Source organism: Rhizobium sp. BK529 (genome assembly GCF_014194105.1).
Lineage (GTDB): Bacteria > Pseudomonadota > Alphaproteobacteria > Rhizobiales > Rhizobiaceae > Rhizobium.
Genome location: NZ_JACIAU010000001.1, coordinates 1,278,914 through 1,292,798, shown reverse-complemented (window position 1 = coordinate 1,292,798; position 13,885 = coordinate 1,278,914). Strand labels below are relative to the sequence as shown.

The window sequence follows — 13,885 nt, the reverse complement described above, 5'->3', positions numbered from 1 at the left end:
CGGTCTCAAACCGAAAGCCGAGACCGATAATGACAGCGTCATCCGTGCAAACCTCGCCGCAAATCCTGCTGACCAGTTCCGGGCGGGCGTGGAGCGGGCTCGCGGCCGAATTCCTGCATATTCCGCGCGGCCTCTCCCGTGTACCGGGCGGTGACATGCATCGTCTGGGGATCCATTTCGGTCCTCCCGTCAATGCGGATTGTCGCTGCGGCGGCCGGCGCATGCGCCGCGTGCAGAAACCCGGCGATATCGATGTCATTCCCGCCGGTCTCGACGGGTCCTGGGAGGATGATGCCGACTGCCGGATCCTGCGTGTGGGGCTCGATCCCGGGCGGCTTGCTCAGGTCGCCGGAGAACTCGGGCGGGATGCCGGCCAGATCGAGCTGCAGCCGAGATTCCAGCTGCGAGACGCCGGCATCGAGGCGATCTGCCGGGCGATCAAGGCGGATCTGGAAGCCGATATCCCGTCCGATCCGCTCTATATCGATCTTCTCGCCAATGCTCTCGCCATCCGGCTGATCGAGACGGCGAGCGGTGCTTCAAGGATGCCCGAAACTCGCAACACTCAGAAGCTTTCCGCACGACAGCTGCGGGTGCTGACGGAATTCATAGAAACCAACCTGGACCGGAAGCTGCATCTGGCGGACCTTGCGATCGTTGCCGGTCTCAGCGTCACGCGGCTGAAGAGCCTGTTTCGGAACAGCACTGGCGTTCCGGTGCACCAATATGTCATGCGCCGCCGGGTCGAATATGCCCGCGCCCTGATGACAACGACCGATATGGCTGCAAGCGAGATCGCGCTCGCCGCAGGCTTTGCCCATCAGAGCCATATGGCAACAACGATGCGCCGGCTCACTGGCCAGACGCCCGGCGAAATCCTCCGCGAAGTCGGCGAATTCCGCCCGAAATTGCAAAGACTGGCCTGAATTTGTGCGACGCCTCCGGTGCGGCCTTCTAGTCCTTGCGCATCATCAGCAAGGAGAAGGACATGATTGCAATCCTCGGAGCTGCCGGAAAGGTCGGCTATTCGACCGCCGGGGTGCTGCGCGAGGCAGGTGTGCCCGTGCGCGCCATTCTGCGCGATCCGTCGAAGGCTGGCCGGCTGACCGCCACCGGCTGCGACGTCGCATTTGCCGATCTGCAGGACGCCAGGGCACTTGCCGCAGCGATATCGGGCGCGGAGCGTGTTCAGGTCATTCTGCCAGCCAACCCGCGGGCCGAAGATATAAAGGGCGACATGCGCCGCTCCATCGAAAGCATCGCCGAGGCATTGGAAGAGGCGCGCCCCGCCCTCGTACTGGCCATTTCCGATTACGGCGCCCATCTCGGCGAAGGCTTCGCGATGCCGAGCATGTTCCACATATTCGAGCAGCGCCTTCGCCAGCTGGATATGCACCGGATATTCCTGCGCTCGGCCGAGCATATGGAAGGCTGGGGCCGCGTTGCGCCGGCAGCGATCGCAACCGGCATTCTGCCGAGCTTTCATGACCCGGTCGAAAAGCGGATCCCCAATGTCTCTGCACAGGATGTCGGCCGTATTGCCGCCGATCTCCTGCTGCGGCCCGACATCGAAATGCGCGAGCAGATCATCCACGCGGAAGGTCCGCGCCGCTATAGCGCGAGCGATGTGGCGGCCGCACTGAGCGAGCTATCGGGGCGCACGATCACCGCTCGAGCGCTGCCCCGTTCGCAATGGCGCGAAATCCTGGGCCGGATGGTGAGCGCCAGCGCCGCGGATCTTTTGACCGAGCTTTACGACGTTCACAGCAAGGGTGGTCTCATCGATGTCGAACCGAATGCGCGTGATGTCCGCTATGGCACGACCGAGTTGATCAACGCGCTTCGGCCTATTGTCGCCGTACGGTGACGACCGATCGCAGCTTCGTCCCAGTTGATCGATAAGGGAACCGGGTGCGTGTGAAGGAGGTTTATCACGCAGGAACAGGAGGTCCCCATGATCCGTAAGCTGAAATCAGGCGAATATCGACTCTACTCCCGCAAGCCCGACCCAAAAACGCACAAGCGCAAGAACCTCGGCACCTTCAAGACACGCGAAGCCGCCGAGAAGCATGAGCGCGAGGTGCAGTATTTCAAACATCACTAGAGCGATGCCGCGGGAGGATCGCCGCGCCTCAACGGCCGACCATGCCCTTGGGATCATCCCGATAAGGGTCGCGGCGGTTGGGGTCGCTGTAATAGGTCCGGTATCCGCCGCTTGAAAAGGTCTCTCGATAGGTGCCATTGAGCTGCTGATGCGTCTGCGAGTATAGATCTCCATTGCGATACGTGTTGTAGCCGCCGCCGAGATTCTGCTCTCTGATATAGGTGTTCTCTGAACTGTCAGTGGAGCACGGAGCCGAAACCAGCTCGCAGGAAGCAGACGCATTCCCGGCAGTGAGCATGAAAATTCCAAAGAAAACCGCCTTCATGCAAACTCCTTTTCGCGAATTGGGCATCGTGTACGAGGACAATGTAACTTAACGGCGAAAAAGAACAAACAGAAAACATCTCGGCCGTTTCCGCTGCCCCTTTTAATAGATCAAATGTTAAACTGCGCCTGTGATGATCCGGTCCGAATACCCAAGCAGACAGGCGGCGCGATAATGAGTGAATGGTTGACGGCGGCGAAGCAATGGGCGCGAACCGTGAAACGCGATGTGGTCGCGCTGTGGATTGCAGCGCGGGACAGTCGCACACCCACCATGGCCAAGATCGTTGCAGGGGCGGTTGCCGCCTATGCGCTTTCGCCCGTCGATCTCATCCCGGATTTCGTGCCGGTGCTCGGCTATCTCGACGATCTCATCATCGTTCCGCTCGGCATCCTCATCGCCATCCGCCTCATTCCAGTGCCTTTGATGGCGGAATTCAGGGAAAGGGCCGCACACCGGGCGCAGCGCCCAGTCAGTCGTTCGGGCCTTGTCGCGATCGTGCTGATCTGGTTGCTCCTGGCCGCCCTCGGTATCTGGTTTGTGTGGAAGCTGTGGCATCGCTGACGCGGAACCACGCTTTCACCGGGCCTGCTCCCGCACGAAGGCGCTGCGTAGCCAGTCGAGGAAATGATTCGCAGCCGGTGAGAGCGTTCGGCCGGGCTTCATGATCGCCACAAAACCATCCTCGTAAGTCAGGAACTCCGACCGCTCCACCAGCTTCCCGCTTTTCAGCTCATTCAGAGCAAAACGCCGCTCCACCAGTGCGACGCCAAGCCCGGTCACGGCAGCGCTGACACAGAGATGCATATGCGGGAAATAGAGCTCCGACTGCGCCGAGATCCTGTGCCCTGTCGCCGCCTGCCAATTCGTCCATTGTTCGCTCATATGGTCGGGCGAAATGCGGGTCTGGAAGCTGAATCCATCGCCTTCCGCACGAACGGGATAATCCGGCGCCGACACCAGACCGAAAGAGACGGAGGCGAGCGGCACATGGTCGCCCTCCACCCGCGGCCGTGACAGACGATCCCAGCTCAGCGTGAAATCCACGCCATCCCTCGCCCGGTTCGTGCCACCGTCACGCGCGCTCGACGACATGGAAAGTTGCACACGGCAGTTCGGATGGAGGCTGTAGAATTCCGCCAGACGCGGCACGAGCCAGACCATGGCGAAGGTGGCGCTGCAGGCAATATGCACACTCGCCTCGTTTCGGCTCGCTTTCAGCTCCTGATAGCGCTCTTCCAGAAGATCGAAGGCGCGCGACACGGTGGCAAAGAAGGCCGCTCCGTCCTCGTTCAGCCGAAGCCCCGTCCCCGATTTCTCGAAGACGGCAATACCAAGCTGCTCCTGCAGAAGCTGCAGCTGCTTGGAAATGGCCCCATGGGTACGCCCCAATTCATCGGCGGCCCGTGTCACCGAGCCGAGACGTGCCGTGGCTTCGAAGGCCCGGAGATAGGACAAGGGCGGCAGATTGCGGGCCACGGCTTCCTCATATGTGAGCTTTTGTAACAATCAAGGTCAAGATAATGCGCTTTTCCAACGTCTGAAACCGACATAAAACCATTACAAATCAGCAAAACGAGTGGAATTACGATTTCAGGTCTCCGTTAACTATAGGTGAGTTTTGCCAACAGAGAAAGGAAATTTCATCATGCATATGACAGAGACACTCCGCCTGTGGCGCGAACGCTGGACTGAACGCCGCCTTTTCGCCCGCGAGCTGGATATGCTCCCCGACGAGACGCTTCGGGATTTCGGCATGACCCGTGAAGCCGCCTACGAGCAGAGCCATCGGCCTTTCTGGCGCGCGTAGTCGCTGAAGAGGAGGTCATGCCGGCAATTGCCGATGCCACAAGAGCTCGACCGGATGGAAGGCAACCAGCGAAATCCGGTGCAGGCTTGCGCTCATCGGCTGCCAGAGGCCCATCGCCCCGCTCACTGCTGCTCCCGCCTCCTCCGGGGTCAGTTGCTCCCCGAGCGTCACATGCGGCACCCAGTTTCCGGGCAGATAATAGGACCAGCAGGCCGCCCCAGCCGAGTCGACGGCCGCATGGAAATCCCGATGCAGGGCAAGCAGCTCGGCGGAGACGACGGGTGCTGCGAAGAGGACCGGTGCCGGCCCGGGAAAAAGACCGAGGCTCGCAAGCTTGACGACAGGCGTGCGCATGCCGTCGCTGAACCGGTCGAGCGCTCCGATAAGAGGCTCGGGGTCGAGCCCGTCATAGACGGCAAGCGATATATGCGGCTCGATGCTCAGCCGACGCGGGGTCCTGGCATTGGGCGAAACACGCTCGACATGCTCGACGATCGGCTGAAGCTCTGCGGCGCTGTACGGATCCAGCTCCATAAAAACGGCAAAGGGCAAGACGTCACCAGCATGTTGGCAGCATCGGTAACGTCATTATCAGGTCAATCGGAGCCGCGCGGCAAGCAGGTTGCCGCCGGCCTCTTCGCTTTCCCCTATGCCGGCGGCATCTTCTCGAATTTTGGCACTGCTGGATCGAGATGATCCCACGCGTATCCGGCTGCCGTCCAGGATACCAGTTGGGGCTGGTAGCGGCTCGGGTCGTCGAGGCTTGCCGGCGTGACGATGAAGACCTCGGGCATGGCAGGGAACGTCATGTAGACCGCTGAGCCGCATGTCGGGCAGAAGCCGCGGTCCTTGACGGTTCCGTCGTCGCCGACCGTCTGCCACGTGGATGCCTCTCCCTCGACCTTTACGTCCGCAGCGACAAACGTCAGGTGCGATTGGTGCCCGGTGCCGCTGGAGCGCTGACATTGCCGGCACTGGCAATCGACCATGACGGCCGGTTCGGCTGCGATTTCGTAGCGGATCGCGCCACAGGCGCAACCGCCCGTGTAGGACTTGCTCATATCTTTCTCCTGTTCTTTTAATGCTGGGTCTGGGAAGAGGCCTGTTCGGAGACCACGGCGTCGAGCCTCTTGACCACCGTTTTCCAGCCCTCGCCCATGTTGCGATAGGCGATGTCATTCTTCGGAAGCACGAAGCCGGAATGAACGAGGCGCAGGCGTGTGCCTGCATCGGCCCTGGTGAGGGTGAAGGTAACCACCGTCTCCAGCTTTGAGCCGTAGCCGTCATCATTGCTCTCGTGGCCGCCCCTCCACGCATAGGACAGAAGTTCGTTCGGCACGACGTCGAGCACCTCGCACTGGATGGTGCCGTCCCATTCGCCGGCCGGCTTGGTCTGAAAGGTGAAGCGGTTGCCGACGACAGGCGCAAATCCGTCCGGCGCCATCAGCCAGCGGCCGATCAACTCGCCGCTGGTCAGCGCCTTCCAGATGATCTCGGGCGCATGCGGGAAGACTTCGTCGACCACGATGGCCTGTGTGTCGGCGGCGTGCCTTCCGGGATTAATGGCTTGGTTCATGGGTCGATTTCCTTCAATAGCTTTCTGAGATCGGTGAAGCGTTCGCGCCAGAAGATGCCGTAATGGCTCATCCAGTCGGCCAGCGGCTCGAGGCCACCGGGTTCGGCGCGGTAATAGACCTTGCGGCCCTCGGGGCGCTCGCTGACGAGGCCCGCCTGTTTCAATGATTTGAGATGCTGGGAGATGGCGCCCTGCGTAACATTGCTGCCGCGGGTCAACTCCACCACCGTGATTTCTTCGGAATTGACGATGCGCTCGAACACGGCCCGCCGGGTGGGATCGGCAAGGGCGCGCATGACAGCGGTTATGGTTTCGGCTTCGATCATGGAAAATCAAATAGCCAACACTAATCAATTAGTCAATACTATTGAATGTGTTGCGCATCGAAAAACGCGGAGCAACGCGCGTGATGCCTTACGATCTGGTGTCGGTGCGATCATCCGGCTCGGTTCGGGCGCGGCCTGCCGCATCGAGCGCCTGCACGCTGACGGCGGCGACAAGGCCTGTCAGTATAATGCCGCAAAGACCGATCGGGACGATCAGGATGCGCCCCATCGTGGCCTTCGGCGCAAGGTCGCCGTAGCCGATCGTCAGGCCGGTGACGAAGGTAAAATACAGGCTCTCGCCGACGCCCCAGCCCTCGATCCAGCCGATGATGGCGCCGGCCCCGAGCATGACGATCAGCACGCCGGAAAAAATTGGCCAGAGGATGCGGATCTGGTGGAAAAGCGCCGCGAAGAACAGCCGTCTCATCCGTGTACTCGATTGAAATGTCGTGCCAATTTTTGTCGTCATGTCCTTGCTTTTCTCTTTCCGCAATCCACCGGAACCTGTCCCCAGCTGTCGATCGGCAGGGCGAATGATCAGGACGGATTTGCCGGTGGTAGAACGAACAGCGTGAAGGCGAAAATCCCGTAAAGTGCCAGAGCCATGACCCCCGCATACCAGGCGCCGCGTCCTCCATTGGACAGGAGAGTAGCGGCGAGCGTGGCAACGATCATCATCGTCACCGCGCCGCGCCAGAATTGCAGCGTCATGGGTTCCGGGCCGACGAAATAGCTGACGACCACCAGCACAGGCGCGACGAAGAGCGCGATCTGGGCAGCACTGCCGAGTGCGATCCCGACGCTGAGATCCAGCCGGTTGGTACGGGCCGCTGAAAAGGCTGTCGTCATTTCCGCAGCTGCGCCCACCAGCGCCACGACGATGAAGCCAACGAAGGCCGGCGTCATGCCGAGATGTTCGGCAGCGACCTGCACCGATCCGACGAAGATTTCGCTGACCAGCGCCACTAGCAAAGTGACGACGACGAGCAGCACGAGAGCCAGCGTCATCGGCCAGGGCTTCTCTTCCTCTTCGCCGCCGTGGCTGACGCTGGCGAAAAGCTCCTTGTGTGTGCGCAGTGAAAAGAACATGCCGAGTGCGTAGACGACGATGAGCAGGATCGATAGCCCGAGGCTCAGTGTCTGTGAAACTGCGGGGGCCGGCGGTTGATCCACTTCACTGATTAGTGACGGGACGAGAACCGCGATCGTTGCCAGGAACAGCATACAGGCCTGGAAACGCGCGTTAACCCTGTTGAATTCCTGAACGTGATGCTTGAGTCCGCCCAGCAGGAACGAACCGCCCAGCATGAACAGCGTATTGGTGACGATCGCGCCCGCCACGGACGCCTTGACGAGCAGATATTGCCCCGCCTGCAGTGCCGCCAGTGAAATGACGAGCTCGGTCAGGTTCCCGAGGGTGGCATTGAGCAGTCCGCCAACCGCGTCTCCCGTCTTCGCGGCAACCGCCTCGGTTGCCCGGCTCAGGAGAGCGGCAAGAGGTATGATCGCCACCACCGATAACAGGAATAACAGCGTGTGCGAGTCAGGCCTAAGCCGTTCCAGCACGATGACGACAGGTACGAAAACGATCAGCGCAAGAAGAGGCGATTGATGGACCTCGTCCATGATGACCCTTCCTGCTGAAGACGACGGGGTAACCGAAGGTCCTTCCGCAAGCTTGCCCATGCTGCATCTCCCCACAAGACGAGCAACCAACGCCCAGTTTTACCACCGTCCCCTTTTGTTGTCGCGGTATCCCGCACCGGTTCATTGGTTTTCGCGCAGATACACAGCGATACAAAAAGCCCTGATGGCGGAAACATTCCCCATTCATTCCCCTGTTCAAATGGCCCTCGTCGCCCCAAGGGGTTTCAACCAATCTGACGGAAGGATAGACCGATGAGGACCATCATGATCATGGCAGCGGGCGCACTGATTGTTGCCGGCGCAATGCAGCTGACCAAGGCCAGCGCCGAAGAGCCCATTCAGCGCACGGATCTCGTGCAGAACGATATTGATGTGCCCGGCCACGAGGCCGTCCAGGTCCGCGTCGATTTCGCCCCTGGCACCCTCGCCCCCAGACATCACCATCCCGGCGAAGAGATCGCCCATGTCCTCGAAGGTTCGCTGGAATATCAGCTCGATGGCGAGACACCGGTGACGCTTCAGGCCGGGCAGTCGCTCTTCATCCCCTCGGGCGTTGCCCATTCGGCAAGGAATGTCGGCAATGGCAAGGCTTCGGAACTGGCGACCTATATCGTCGCCAAGGGCTCGCCGCTCGTCGTGCCGGAAAAATAACCGGAGGCGGAAGATGCGGGACCACCTCGCCTCTCGCCGCCGCCATGGGCTCGGCGGACAGAACCGTGATCAGCACGATCCAGCGTCATCATACGGTGACACCTCACCTCACCACATCGTCTTTGCGGCGCGGGCCGGCCATTCGCGGTCGTAGGTCTCATGATCGAAATCGCCGACCGCGTCCTTCAGCATCTGGCCGGGCGTCGGCAATTTGGCCGGGTCGACGAAATGATCGGTATTCCAGAGCTCGGCACGTATGACGGCGCGAGCGCACTGGAAATAGACCTCGACGATATCGATGACGATGACCGTGCGCGGATGTTTGCCCTCCATCTCGAAGCTCTTGAGCAGCGCCTCGTCATTGGAGACGACGCCGCGGCCGTTGATGCGCATCACCGTATTGGAGCCGGGAATGAGGAACATCAGCGACAGGCGCGGATCGCGCACGATGTTGGAGAGCGAATCGACGCGGTTGTTGCCGCGCCAGTCGGGTAGATGCAGGGTTGCATCGTCGATAATGCGTACCACACCGCCGATATCGCCGCGCGGCGAGCAATCGAGCCCTTCCGGGCCGACGGTGGCCAGCGCCACGAAGGGCGAAGCCTCGATCATGCCGCGATAGAGCGGTGTCAGCTTCTTCGTTACCTTGTCGACGGACGCCTGTGAAAGCCCCCCGCCATAGATTTCGTTGAGCTCTTCGATCGTGCTGATGATTTTCATCCATATCCCGCCATGCTGCCCGTCGCCTGACCTGCGACCGGGCGGACGCTACACCGATGCGCGGCGCGCCGGAAGCTCAAAAATCGGAATGATCTCAGCATCTTTCTTGATGTCTTCTTCGGCAAGAAAGGCAACGACTTCATTGAGCACCGGCCCTGCCGATATGATGCGGCGATGGCCGAAGCCGTTCGCCCAGGAAAGCCGAACATGATTGCCCGAGGCCGCATAGCGCCGTGCATGGGCGGCACCGACTTCCTTGTCGTCCTCTGCATGGATGACGAGCACCGGTTTGCCGATGTCTGCCGCCTTCTTGCCGGCATCGAAATCCTCAAGTCTCCGCCCGGTGATCCGCTGCACGACATCCTCGAGAGCTGCCTGCGCGGCCGGCTTCAGCCGCAGTATCCGGCCGAAATCCGTAAACAACCATTGCATTTCGCTCGGCGAACCGATCAGCACCAAACGCTCGGCCGAGACCGCCTTGACGTCAGGCAGGATGGCGGAGGCTGAAACCATGAGCGCCGCCCCGCCGAAGGAATGGCCGATGACCGCATCGAAACGGCCGAACCGCGCCTCGGCTGCAGCGATTGCTTTCACCGCCAGCGCCATATGCAGGAAGCGACCGCCGGCGCGGCCATGGCCGGGAAAATCGAGCGCGATCACTTCCGCACCCGCGGCCGCCAGCATCGTCACGAGATCGGCCATATAGGCCATGCCGGAGCCCCAGCCATGGGTGACGAGATAGCGCTTGCGCCGGCCGAGTGCTCCGCCATTCAGCCGGTAGGCATGGGCACGCTTGCCATCGACCGGCAACGTGAACTGTTCCGCACCGGCAAGCTTGGCGACGCCAGCCGCATGGGCGGCCTTCGCCTTCTCTCCTTTCGGCCTTGCAGAGGGGGTGCGGCAGAACAGCCGGAAGGCCGCCTCGCCGGCCAGGCGCGGAGAAACGGATTGCATGAGCGAAAATCCGAGGCGCGTGACCTCAAGCGCAAAGTTTGCCATGATGGGAATCCGATAATGTTCAACACTGAACAATAAAGTACAACGATGAACAAAAATCAATCCCTGCCCTGGGATCATCCGCGTTTTAGAAGCTGGATCGCGGTGGCTCGCGCCTGCCAGCTCATGCAGCAGTCCCTGGCGCGCTCGCTTTCCGATCTCGACATCAAGCCGCCGCATCTCGATATTCTCGTCAATCTCTACCGCTTCGAAGGCATTTCGCAGCAGGAACTGGCAAGAAAGCTGCTGGTCGGCCGCTCCAACATGAGCATGCTGCTGCCGCAGATGGAAAAGCGCGGGCTGATCATCCGCCGCGACGACGAGCGCGACAAGCGCGTACTGCGCCTGCACCTCACACCCGAAGGCCGCAAGCTGACCGAAGAGGCCATGGCCATCCAGACGGCCCTCATCGAGCGCACATTGTCTGCCGAGCCGATCGAGCAATGCATGGCAACCGCCGATTCGATGGAGCGCATCATCGGTGTGCTGCTGCAGGACTTGAGGGACGAGGAATAGCTAGAAACTGGAGCGGGATGCCGGATCATATGGGATTTCGGATGACACCCCGCTCCGCCACCGAGGTCGTCAATCGCCGCCCGCAGGATTACGATCGATCGAACGACCTGCCTATGAGTAATCGAAATGCACGGGAGGCCGGATCGTCGTTCGTTCTGTCGTGCCAGATCAGGTTTACGGCAGTTTTCAGTGTCGGCGCCGGCGCTTTAAGAACGCTGAGGCCGAATTGCTCTTGAAAGACATCGACCAAGTTTGCCGGAAGCGTGGCCACGAAATCCGTTTCAGCCGCGACAGCCGCGGCTGCGACAAAGCTCGGGACTGTCATGGCGACATGGCGCTCGATGCCGGCATCGGCATAAAGTCGTGCCAGTCCGCGGTAACCGCGACCCGGCGCCACCTGTACCTCGACATGCTCGAGCTTCGACAACCGAGCCTTGGTGATGCGTTCTCCTGCGCTCGGATGGCTGCGCCGCGCTACGAGCACGCTTGTCTCGCTGCGAAGGGGCGAGATGTGAACCCCTGGCGCCGTGTCTTCAATAGCGGCAATCGCAACGTCTACCTCGGTGCTTGGAGGGCCGCCAAGGGACAGGTAGGTGTCGATGCCGACGATACGAAGTCGGGCACGAGGCATTTCGGAGGACATCAGTCGACCGAAAGCAGGAAGCCAAGAAATCTGCCCGGCATCGGAAACTGCGATTGTGAACTGACGTGTGGTTGTCGCCGGATCGAAGGCCTGGCTCTGTACCGCGCGTTTAAGCTCCTCAAGCGCGCTCTTGAGTGCAGGCGCAAGCTCCAAACCACGCGGCGTCGCCACAACCCCACGCCCGCTGCGGACAACGAGCGGATCGCCAATGAATGTTCGCAATCTGGCGAGCGCGTTGCTGACTGCCGAGGGAGTCACATGCAGGCGCTCTGCGGCGCGCGCCACGCTGCCTTCGGTAAGCACCGCGTCAAGAGTGACGAGAAGGTTGAGATCGATATGGGTTAAGCTCACGGTTGGTGAGCATATCCCTCATGAAACATAACTGGCAAGAACGAATGTGATGCTGCACTGTATGTTCGCAAGAGCATGGAGGCGAATATGACAAGAGTTGCTACGATTGGGACATTCGGAATCAAATCGGGGCGGATGGACGAGTTCATTTCCCTGCAGAGAGAGTTCGTAATGTCGCGATGCTTGGCCGGCCTCGTGGGAGGCCGGATGTATCGCAACCGGGAAGGCACGAAGGCGGTCCTGGTCAGCCAATTTGAATCGGTCGAAGCCCAGGAAGCAATCATGGGAAGCGCCGAATTGCGGAGCCACATCGAGAAACTGCGGGAGATGGTCGATTCCTCCAGTCCCGACATCTACGAGGAAGCCTACACATATGGCGAATTCAAATAGGAATGCGTCGAGACTTAGCGCGCCATGCGTCCATTTGGATGCAGAAAGGATACTCTAAGTCTTTGAATCCGAAATCGGTTCCGATTTTCGGGCCGATGCTGTAGCGATACCACGCTTCGCCGATGGGCTTGTCGCCTGCATCGTTCGGGTGGCAAGCCCGGTTCGGGACGCCGAACCCTAGTGCAGCACCGGTCCGGCCGGACCGCGTGTCAGCGATCGGTATTCCCAAGCGGCTACGATGATCAGCACCAGCGCCGCCAGAATGCCCATCACATAGACCTGCACGAACGGAGCCGCGAAGGCGCAGAGGATCAGGATGACGATGCCGGCGAGATGCGAGAGCGGCATCCGTCCGCTGGTCGCCCCCTTGAACCAGAGATTACCGATCAGAAAGAGTCCGGAGCCGCCGAGCACGGAGGCGGCGATCGCGAGATTGCCGGTCTCATGCGGATGTTCGAACATGAACTCCACCGCCACCGCATGGACGATGATGCCGGCCAGGATCGGGATATGCGCATAGGTGAAGGCCTGCCGCGCAAGGCTTCCCGGTGTATCGGCATGTTCGATGCGGTGGGCCGCCCGCTGATGGCCGAAGCGGAAATAGAGCCACCACATGGCGACCGTGCCGACGAAGCCGATCAGGAAGACGACGCCGGTCATGACCGAGAATTCCATTTCGGAGAAGGTGCGGCCGGACACCAGGATCGCTTCGCCGAGGCAGATGATGATGAAGAGCGCGCAGCGCTCCGCCATATGCGCACCGGAAACGTCCCATTCCTCGGTCTTCGACTTGCCGAGGCCCGGCACAGCAAAGCCGAAGGCTGGGCCGCAATATTCGATCAGAAGCGCGATCACCCAGCAGGTCAGCCGCGCCTCGTGCTCCAGAAGCCCGCCTGATATCCAGAACACGCCGGCTACGGCAAGGTAGGTGGTGATGCGCACGAAGTTGATCGTGGCCGAGCGGCCTGCGGCCCGCATCGCATAGGTGGTGAAGGCCGAGCGGCCGACCTGCATCAGCACATAGGCCGAGGCGAAAAGCAGGCCCTTATCGCCGAAGGCCTCCGGAATGGAGGCCGAGAGAACAAGGCCGAGCAGCATCAGCACGATCAACATGGATCGCACTGGCATGCGTTCCGGGTCGAGCCAGTTCGTCACCCATGCGGTGAAGATCCAGACCCACCAGACGGCAAACATCATCAGAGCCGCTTCGACGGCGCCGAGCAGCGTGTAATGCGCAAATAGCGCATGCGAGAGCTGGGAGACGGAAAAGACGAAAACGAGATCGAAGAAGAGTTCCAGGAATGTGACCCTGCTGCCGGTATGCCCATGGGCTCTCAGCCAGCTCTCTTTGTGCGTTTCCGTCATGCCCCGTTTGCCCCCGTCGTGCCAGTTGATATCAGCGCGGCTTTTCCGCCACGTCCCGGCTCATCCCCTTTGCCTTCAGCTCTTCCTCGTAAGCTGAAAAGAGCTCGAATGCGCGCTCGCCGAGTTCGCGCAGATAGTTCCACGTATAGATGCCGGTATCGTGCATGTCGTCGAAGCCGATGCGCACGGCATAATTGCCTGTGGGTACGACGGAGATGATGGTGACGTTGCGCTTGCCCGGCACCGTGACTTTCTGCCCTGGCCCGTGGCCCTGCACTTCGGCGGACGGCGACAAGACGCGCAGAAGCTCAGCCGAAAGATGAAAGCTTTGCCCGTCGTTGAAGCTTACCACCAGCCTCTGGCGGTCTTTCGAAACCCTGATTTCGGTCGGCCAGATATCGCTCATCATTATGTCCTCTTCTCATGCGAGGAGTAGGCGTTGATCTTTTTCAGCGCAAGCTCAAT

At 60.7% G+C, this 13,885-nt stretch carries 21 protein-coding genes; 8 read left to right on the top strand and 13 right to left on the bottom strand.

Features of this window, described 5'->3' with window-relative positions:
• Positions 1-29: 29 nt before the first annotated feature.
• The 3 genes from FHX08_RS06630 to FHX08_RS06620 all read left to right on the top strand — a co-directional run bounded on the left by FHX08_RS06630 (position 30) and on the right by FHX08_RS06620 (position 2,104).
• Positions 30-926, top strand: a complete 897-nt coding sequence (locus FHX08_RS06630; protein WP_132651714.1) for a helix-turn-helix transcriptional regulator — start codon at positions 30-32, stop codon at positions 924-926.
• A gap of 62 nt (positions 927-988) precedes the next feature.
• Positions 989-1,867, top strand: a complete 879-nt coding sequence (locus FHX08_RS06625) for an NAD(P)H-binding protein (protein WP_132651715.1) — start codon at positions 989-991, stop codon at positions 1,865-1,867.
• 87 nt (positions 1,868-1,954) lie between these two features.
• Positions 1,955-2,104 carry a hypothetical protein gene (locus tag FHX08_RS06620; RefSeq protein WP_132651716.1) on the top strand — a complete coding sequence of 50 codons (150 nt, stop codon included), beginning with the start codon at positions 1,955-1,957 and terminating at the stop codon, positions 2,102-2,104.
• A 28-nt stretch (positions 2,105-2,132) separates the two neighbouring features.
• On the opposite strand, the gene FHX08_RS06615 is transcribed toward FHX08_RS06620, so the two are convergent.
• Complete coding sequence (locus FHX08_RS06615; protein WP_132651717.1) at positions 2,133-2,429, bottom strand: hypothetical protein; 297 nt, start codon at positions 2,427-2,429, stop codon at positions 2,133-2,135.
• A gap of 174 nt (positions 2,430-2,603) precedes the next feature.
• On the opposite strand from FHX08_RS06615, the gene FHX08_RS06610 reads away from it, so the two are divergent.
• On the top strand, positions 2,604-2,993 hold the full coding sequence (locus FHX08_RS06610; protein ID WP_132651718.1) for a YkvA family protein: 390 nt from the start codon (positions 2,604-2,606) through the stop codon (positions 2,991-2,993).
• A gap of 15 nt (positions 2,994-3,008) precedes the next feature.
• On the opposite strand, the gene FHX08_RS06605 is transcribed toward FHX08_RS06610, so the two are convergent.
• Positions 3,009-3,908 carry a LysR substrate-binding domain-containing protein gene (locus FHX08_RS06605; RefSeq protein WP_165911833.1) on the bottom strand — a complete coding sequence of 300 codons (900 nt, stop codon included), beginning with the start codon at positions 3,906-3,908 and terminating at the stop codon, positions 3,009-3,011.
• Positions 3,909-4,077: 169 nt separating this feature from the next.
• Here FHX08_RS06605 and FHX08_RS06600 point away from each other — a divergent pair, with 169 nt between their 5' ends.
• Positions 4,078-4,239: a DUF1127 domain-containing protein gene (locus FHX08_RS06600; protein WP_132651720.1), complete on the top strand. Its 162-nt coding sequence runs from the start codon at positions 4,078-4,080 to the stop codon at positions 4,237-4,239.
• A 15-nt stretch (positions 4,240-4,254) separates the two neighbouring features.
• Here FHX08_RS06600 and FHX08_RS06595 read toward each other — a convergent pair whose 3' ends face one another.
• From FHX08_RS06595 to cax, 6 genes are all read right to left on the bottom strand, one after another.
• Positions 4,255-4,791, bottom strand: coding sequence for a 2'-5' RNA ligase family protein (locus FHX08_RS06595; RefSeq protein WP_132651721.1), 537 nt, complete (start codon positions 4,789-4,791; stop codon positions 4,255-4,257).
• Between the two features lie 95 nt (positions 4,792-4,886).
• The gene (locus FHX08_RS06590) at positions 4,887-5,300 is read right to left on the bottom strand and encodes a GFA family protein (RefSeq protein WP_132651722.1); all 414 of its coding nucleotides are present in this window, start codon (positions 5,298-5,300) and stop codon (positions 4,887-4,889) included.
• Between the two features lie 17 nt (positions 5,301-5,317).
• Positions 5,318-5,815 carry an SRPBCC domain-containing protein gene (locus FHX08_RS06585; RefSeq protein WP_184327040.1) on the bottom strand — a complete coding sequence of 166 codons (498 nt, stop codon included), beginning with the start codon at positions 5,813-5,815 and terminating at the stop codon, positions 5,318-5,320.
• The gene (locus FHX08_RS06580; RefSeq protein WP_132651724.1) at positions 5,812-6,141 is read right to left on the bottom strand and encodes a helix-turn-helix transcriptional regulator; all 330 of its coding nucleotides are present in this window, start codon (positions 6,139-6,141) and stop codon (positions 5,812-5,814) included. The genes FHX08_RS06585 and FHX08_RS06580 overlap by 4 nt, the downstream gene beginning before the upstream one ends.
• A gap of 88 nt (positions 6,142-6,229) precedes the next feature.
• Positions 6,230-6,610: a potassium channel family protein gene (locus tag FHX08_RS06575; RefSeq protein WP_246698290.1), complete on the bottom strand. Its 381-nt coding sequence runs from the start codon at positions 6,608-6,610 to the stop codon at positions 6,230-6,232.
• Between the two features lie 68 nt (positions 6,611-6,678).
• A complete protein-coding gene (gene cax / locus FHX08_RS06570; RefSeq protein ID WP_409527403.1) occupies positions 6,679-7,767 on the bottom strand; it encodes a calcium/proton exchanger in 1,089 nt (362 codons plus the stop codon).
• A gap of 273 nt (positions 7,768-8,040) precedes the next feature.
• Between cax and FHX08_RS06565 the strand changes: the two genes are divergently transcribed.
• Positions 8,041-8,439, top strand: coding sequence for a cupin domain-containing protein (locus FHX08_RS06565; RefSeq protein ID WP_184327038.1), 399 nt, complete (start codon positions 8,041-8,043; stop codon positions 8,437-8,439).
• A gap of 108 nt (positions 8,440-8,547) precedes the next feature.
• On the opposite strand, the gene FHX08_RS06560 is transcribed toward FHX08_RS06565, so the two are convergent.
• Together FHX08_RS06560 and FHX08_RS06555 are read right to left on the bottom strand one after the other, a co-directional pair.
• The gene (locus tag FHX08_RS06560) at positions 8,548-9,159 is read right to left on the bottom strand and encodes a pyridoxamine 5'-phosphate oxidase family protein (protein WP_132651727.1); all 612 of its coding nucleotides are present in this window, start codon (positions 9,157-9,159) and stop codon (positions 8,548-8,550) included.
• Between the two features lie 48 nt (positions 9,160-9,207).
• On the bottom strand, positions 9,208-10,158 hold the full coding sequence (locus tag FHX08_RS06555) for an alpha/beta hydrolase (RefSeq protein ID WP_184327037.1): 951 nt from the start codon (positions 10,156-10,158) through the stop codon (positions 9,208-9,210).
• A gap of 45 nt (positions 10,159-10,203) precedes the next feature.
• On the opposite strand from FHX08_RS06555, the gene FHX08_RS06550 reads away from it, so the two are divergent.
• Entirely contained in the window at positions 10,204-10,671 is a 468-nt protein-coding gene (locus FHX08_RS06550; RefSeq protein ID WP_132651729.1) for a MarR family winged helix-turn-helix transcriptional regulator, read from the top strand.
• A gap of 88 nt (positions 10,672-10,759) precedes the next feature.
• Here the strand turns inward: FHX08_RS06550 and FHX08_RS06545 are convergent, their stop codons facing one another.
• A complete protein-coding gene (locus FHX08_RS06545; RefSeq protein ID WP_184327036.1) occupies positions 10,760-11,665 on the bottom strand; it encodes a LysR family transcriptional regulator in 906 nt (301 codons plus the stop codon).
• A 207-nt stretch (positions 11,666-11,872) separates the two neighbouring features.
• Between FHX08_RS06545 and FHX08_RS06540 the strand changes: the two genes are divergently transcribed.
• Positions 11,873-12,055, top strand: coding sequence for a hypothetical protein (locus tag FHX08_RS06540; RefSeq protein WP_165911834.1), 183 nt, complete (start codon positions 11,873-11,875; stop codon positions 12,053-12,055).
• A 177-nt stretch (positions 12,056-12,232) separates the two neighbouring features.
• Here the strand turns inward: FHX08_RS06540 and FHX08_RS06535 are convergent, their stop codons facing one another.
• Together FHX08_RS06535 and FHX08_RS06530 are read right to left on the bottom strand one after the other, a co-directional pair.
• Complete coding sequence (locus tag FHX08_RS06535; protein ID WP_184327035.1) at positions 12,233-13,420, bottom strand: low temperature requirement protein A; 1,188 nt, start codon at positions 13,418-13,420, stop codon at positions 12,233-12,235.
• A 31-nt stretch (positions 13,421-13,451) separates the two neighbouring features.
• Complete coding sequence (locus FHX08_RS06530; RefSeq protein WP_184327364.1) at positions 13,452-13,826, bottom strand: gamma-butyrobetaine hydroxylase-like domain-containing protein; 375 nt, start codon at positions 13,824-13,826, stop codon at positions 13,452-13,454.
• Positions 13,827-13,885: the final 59 nt, after the last annotated feature.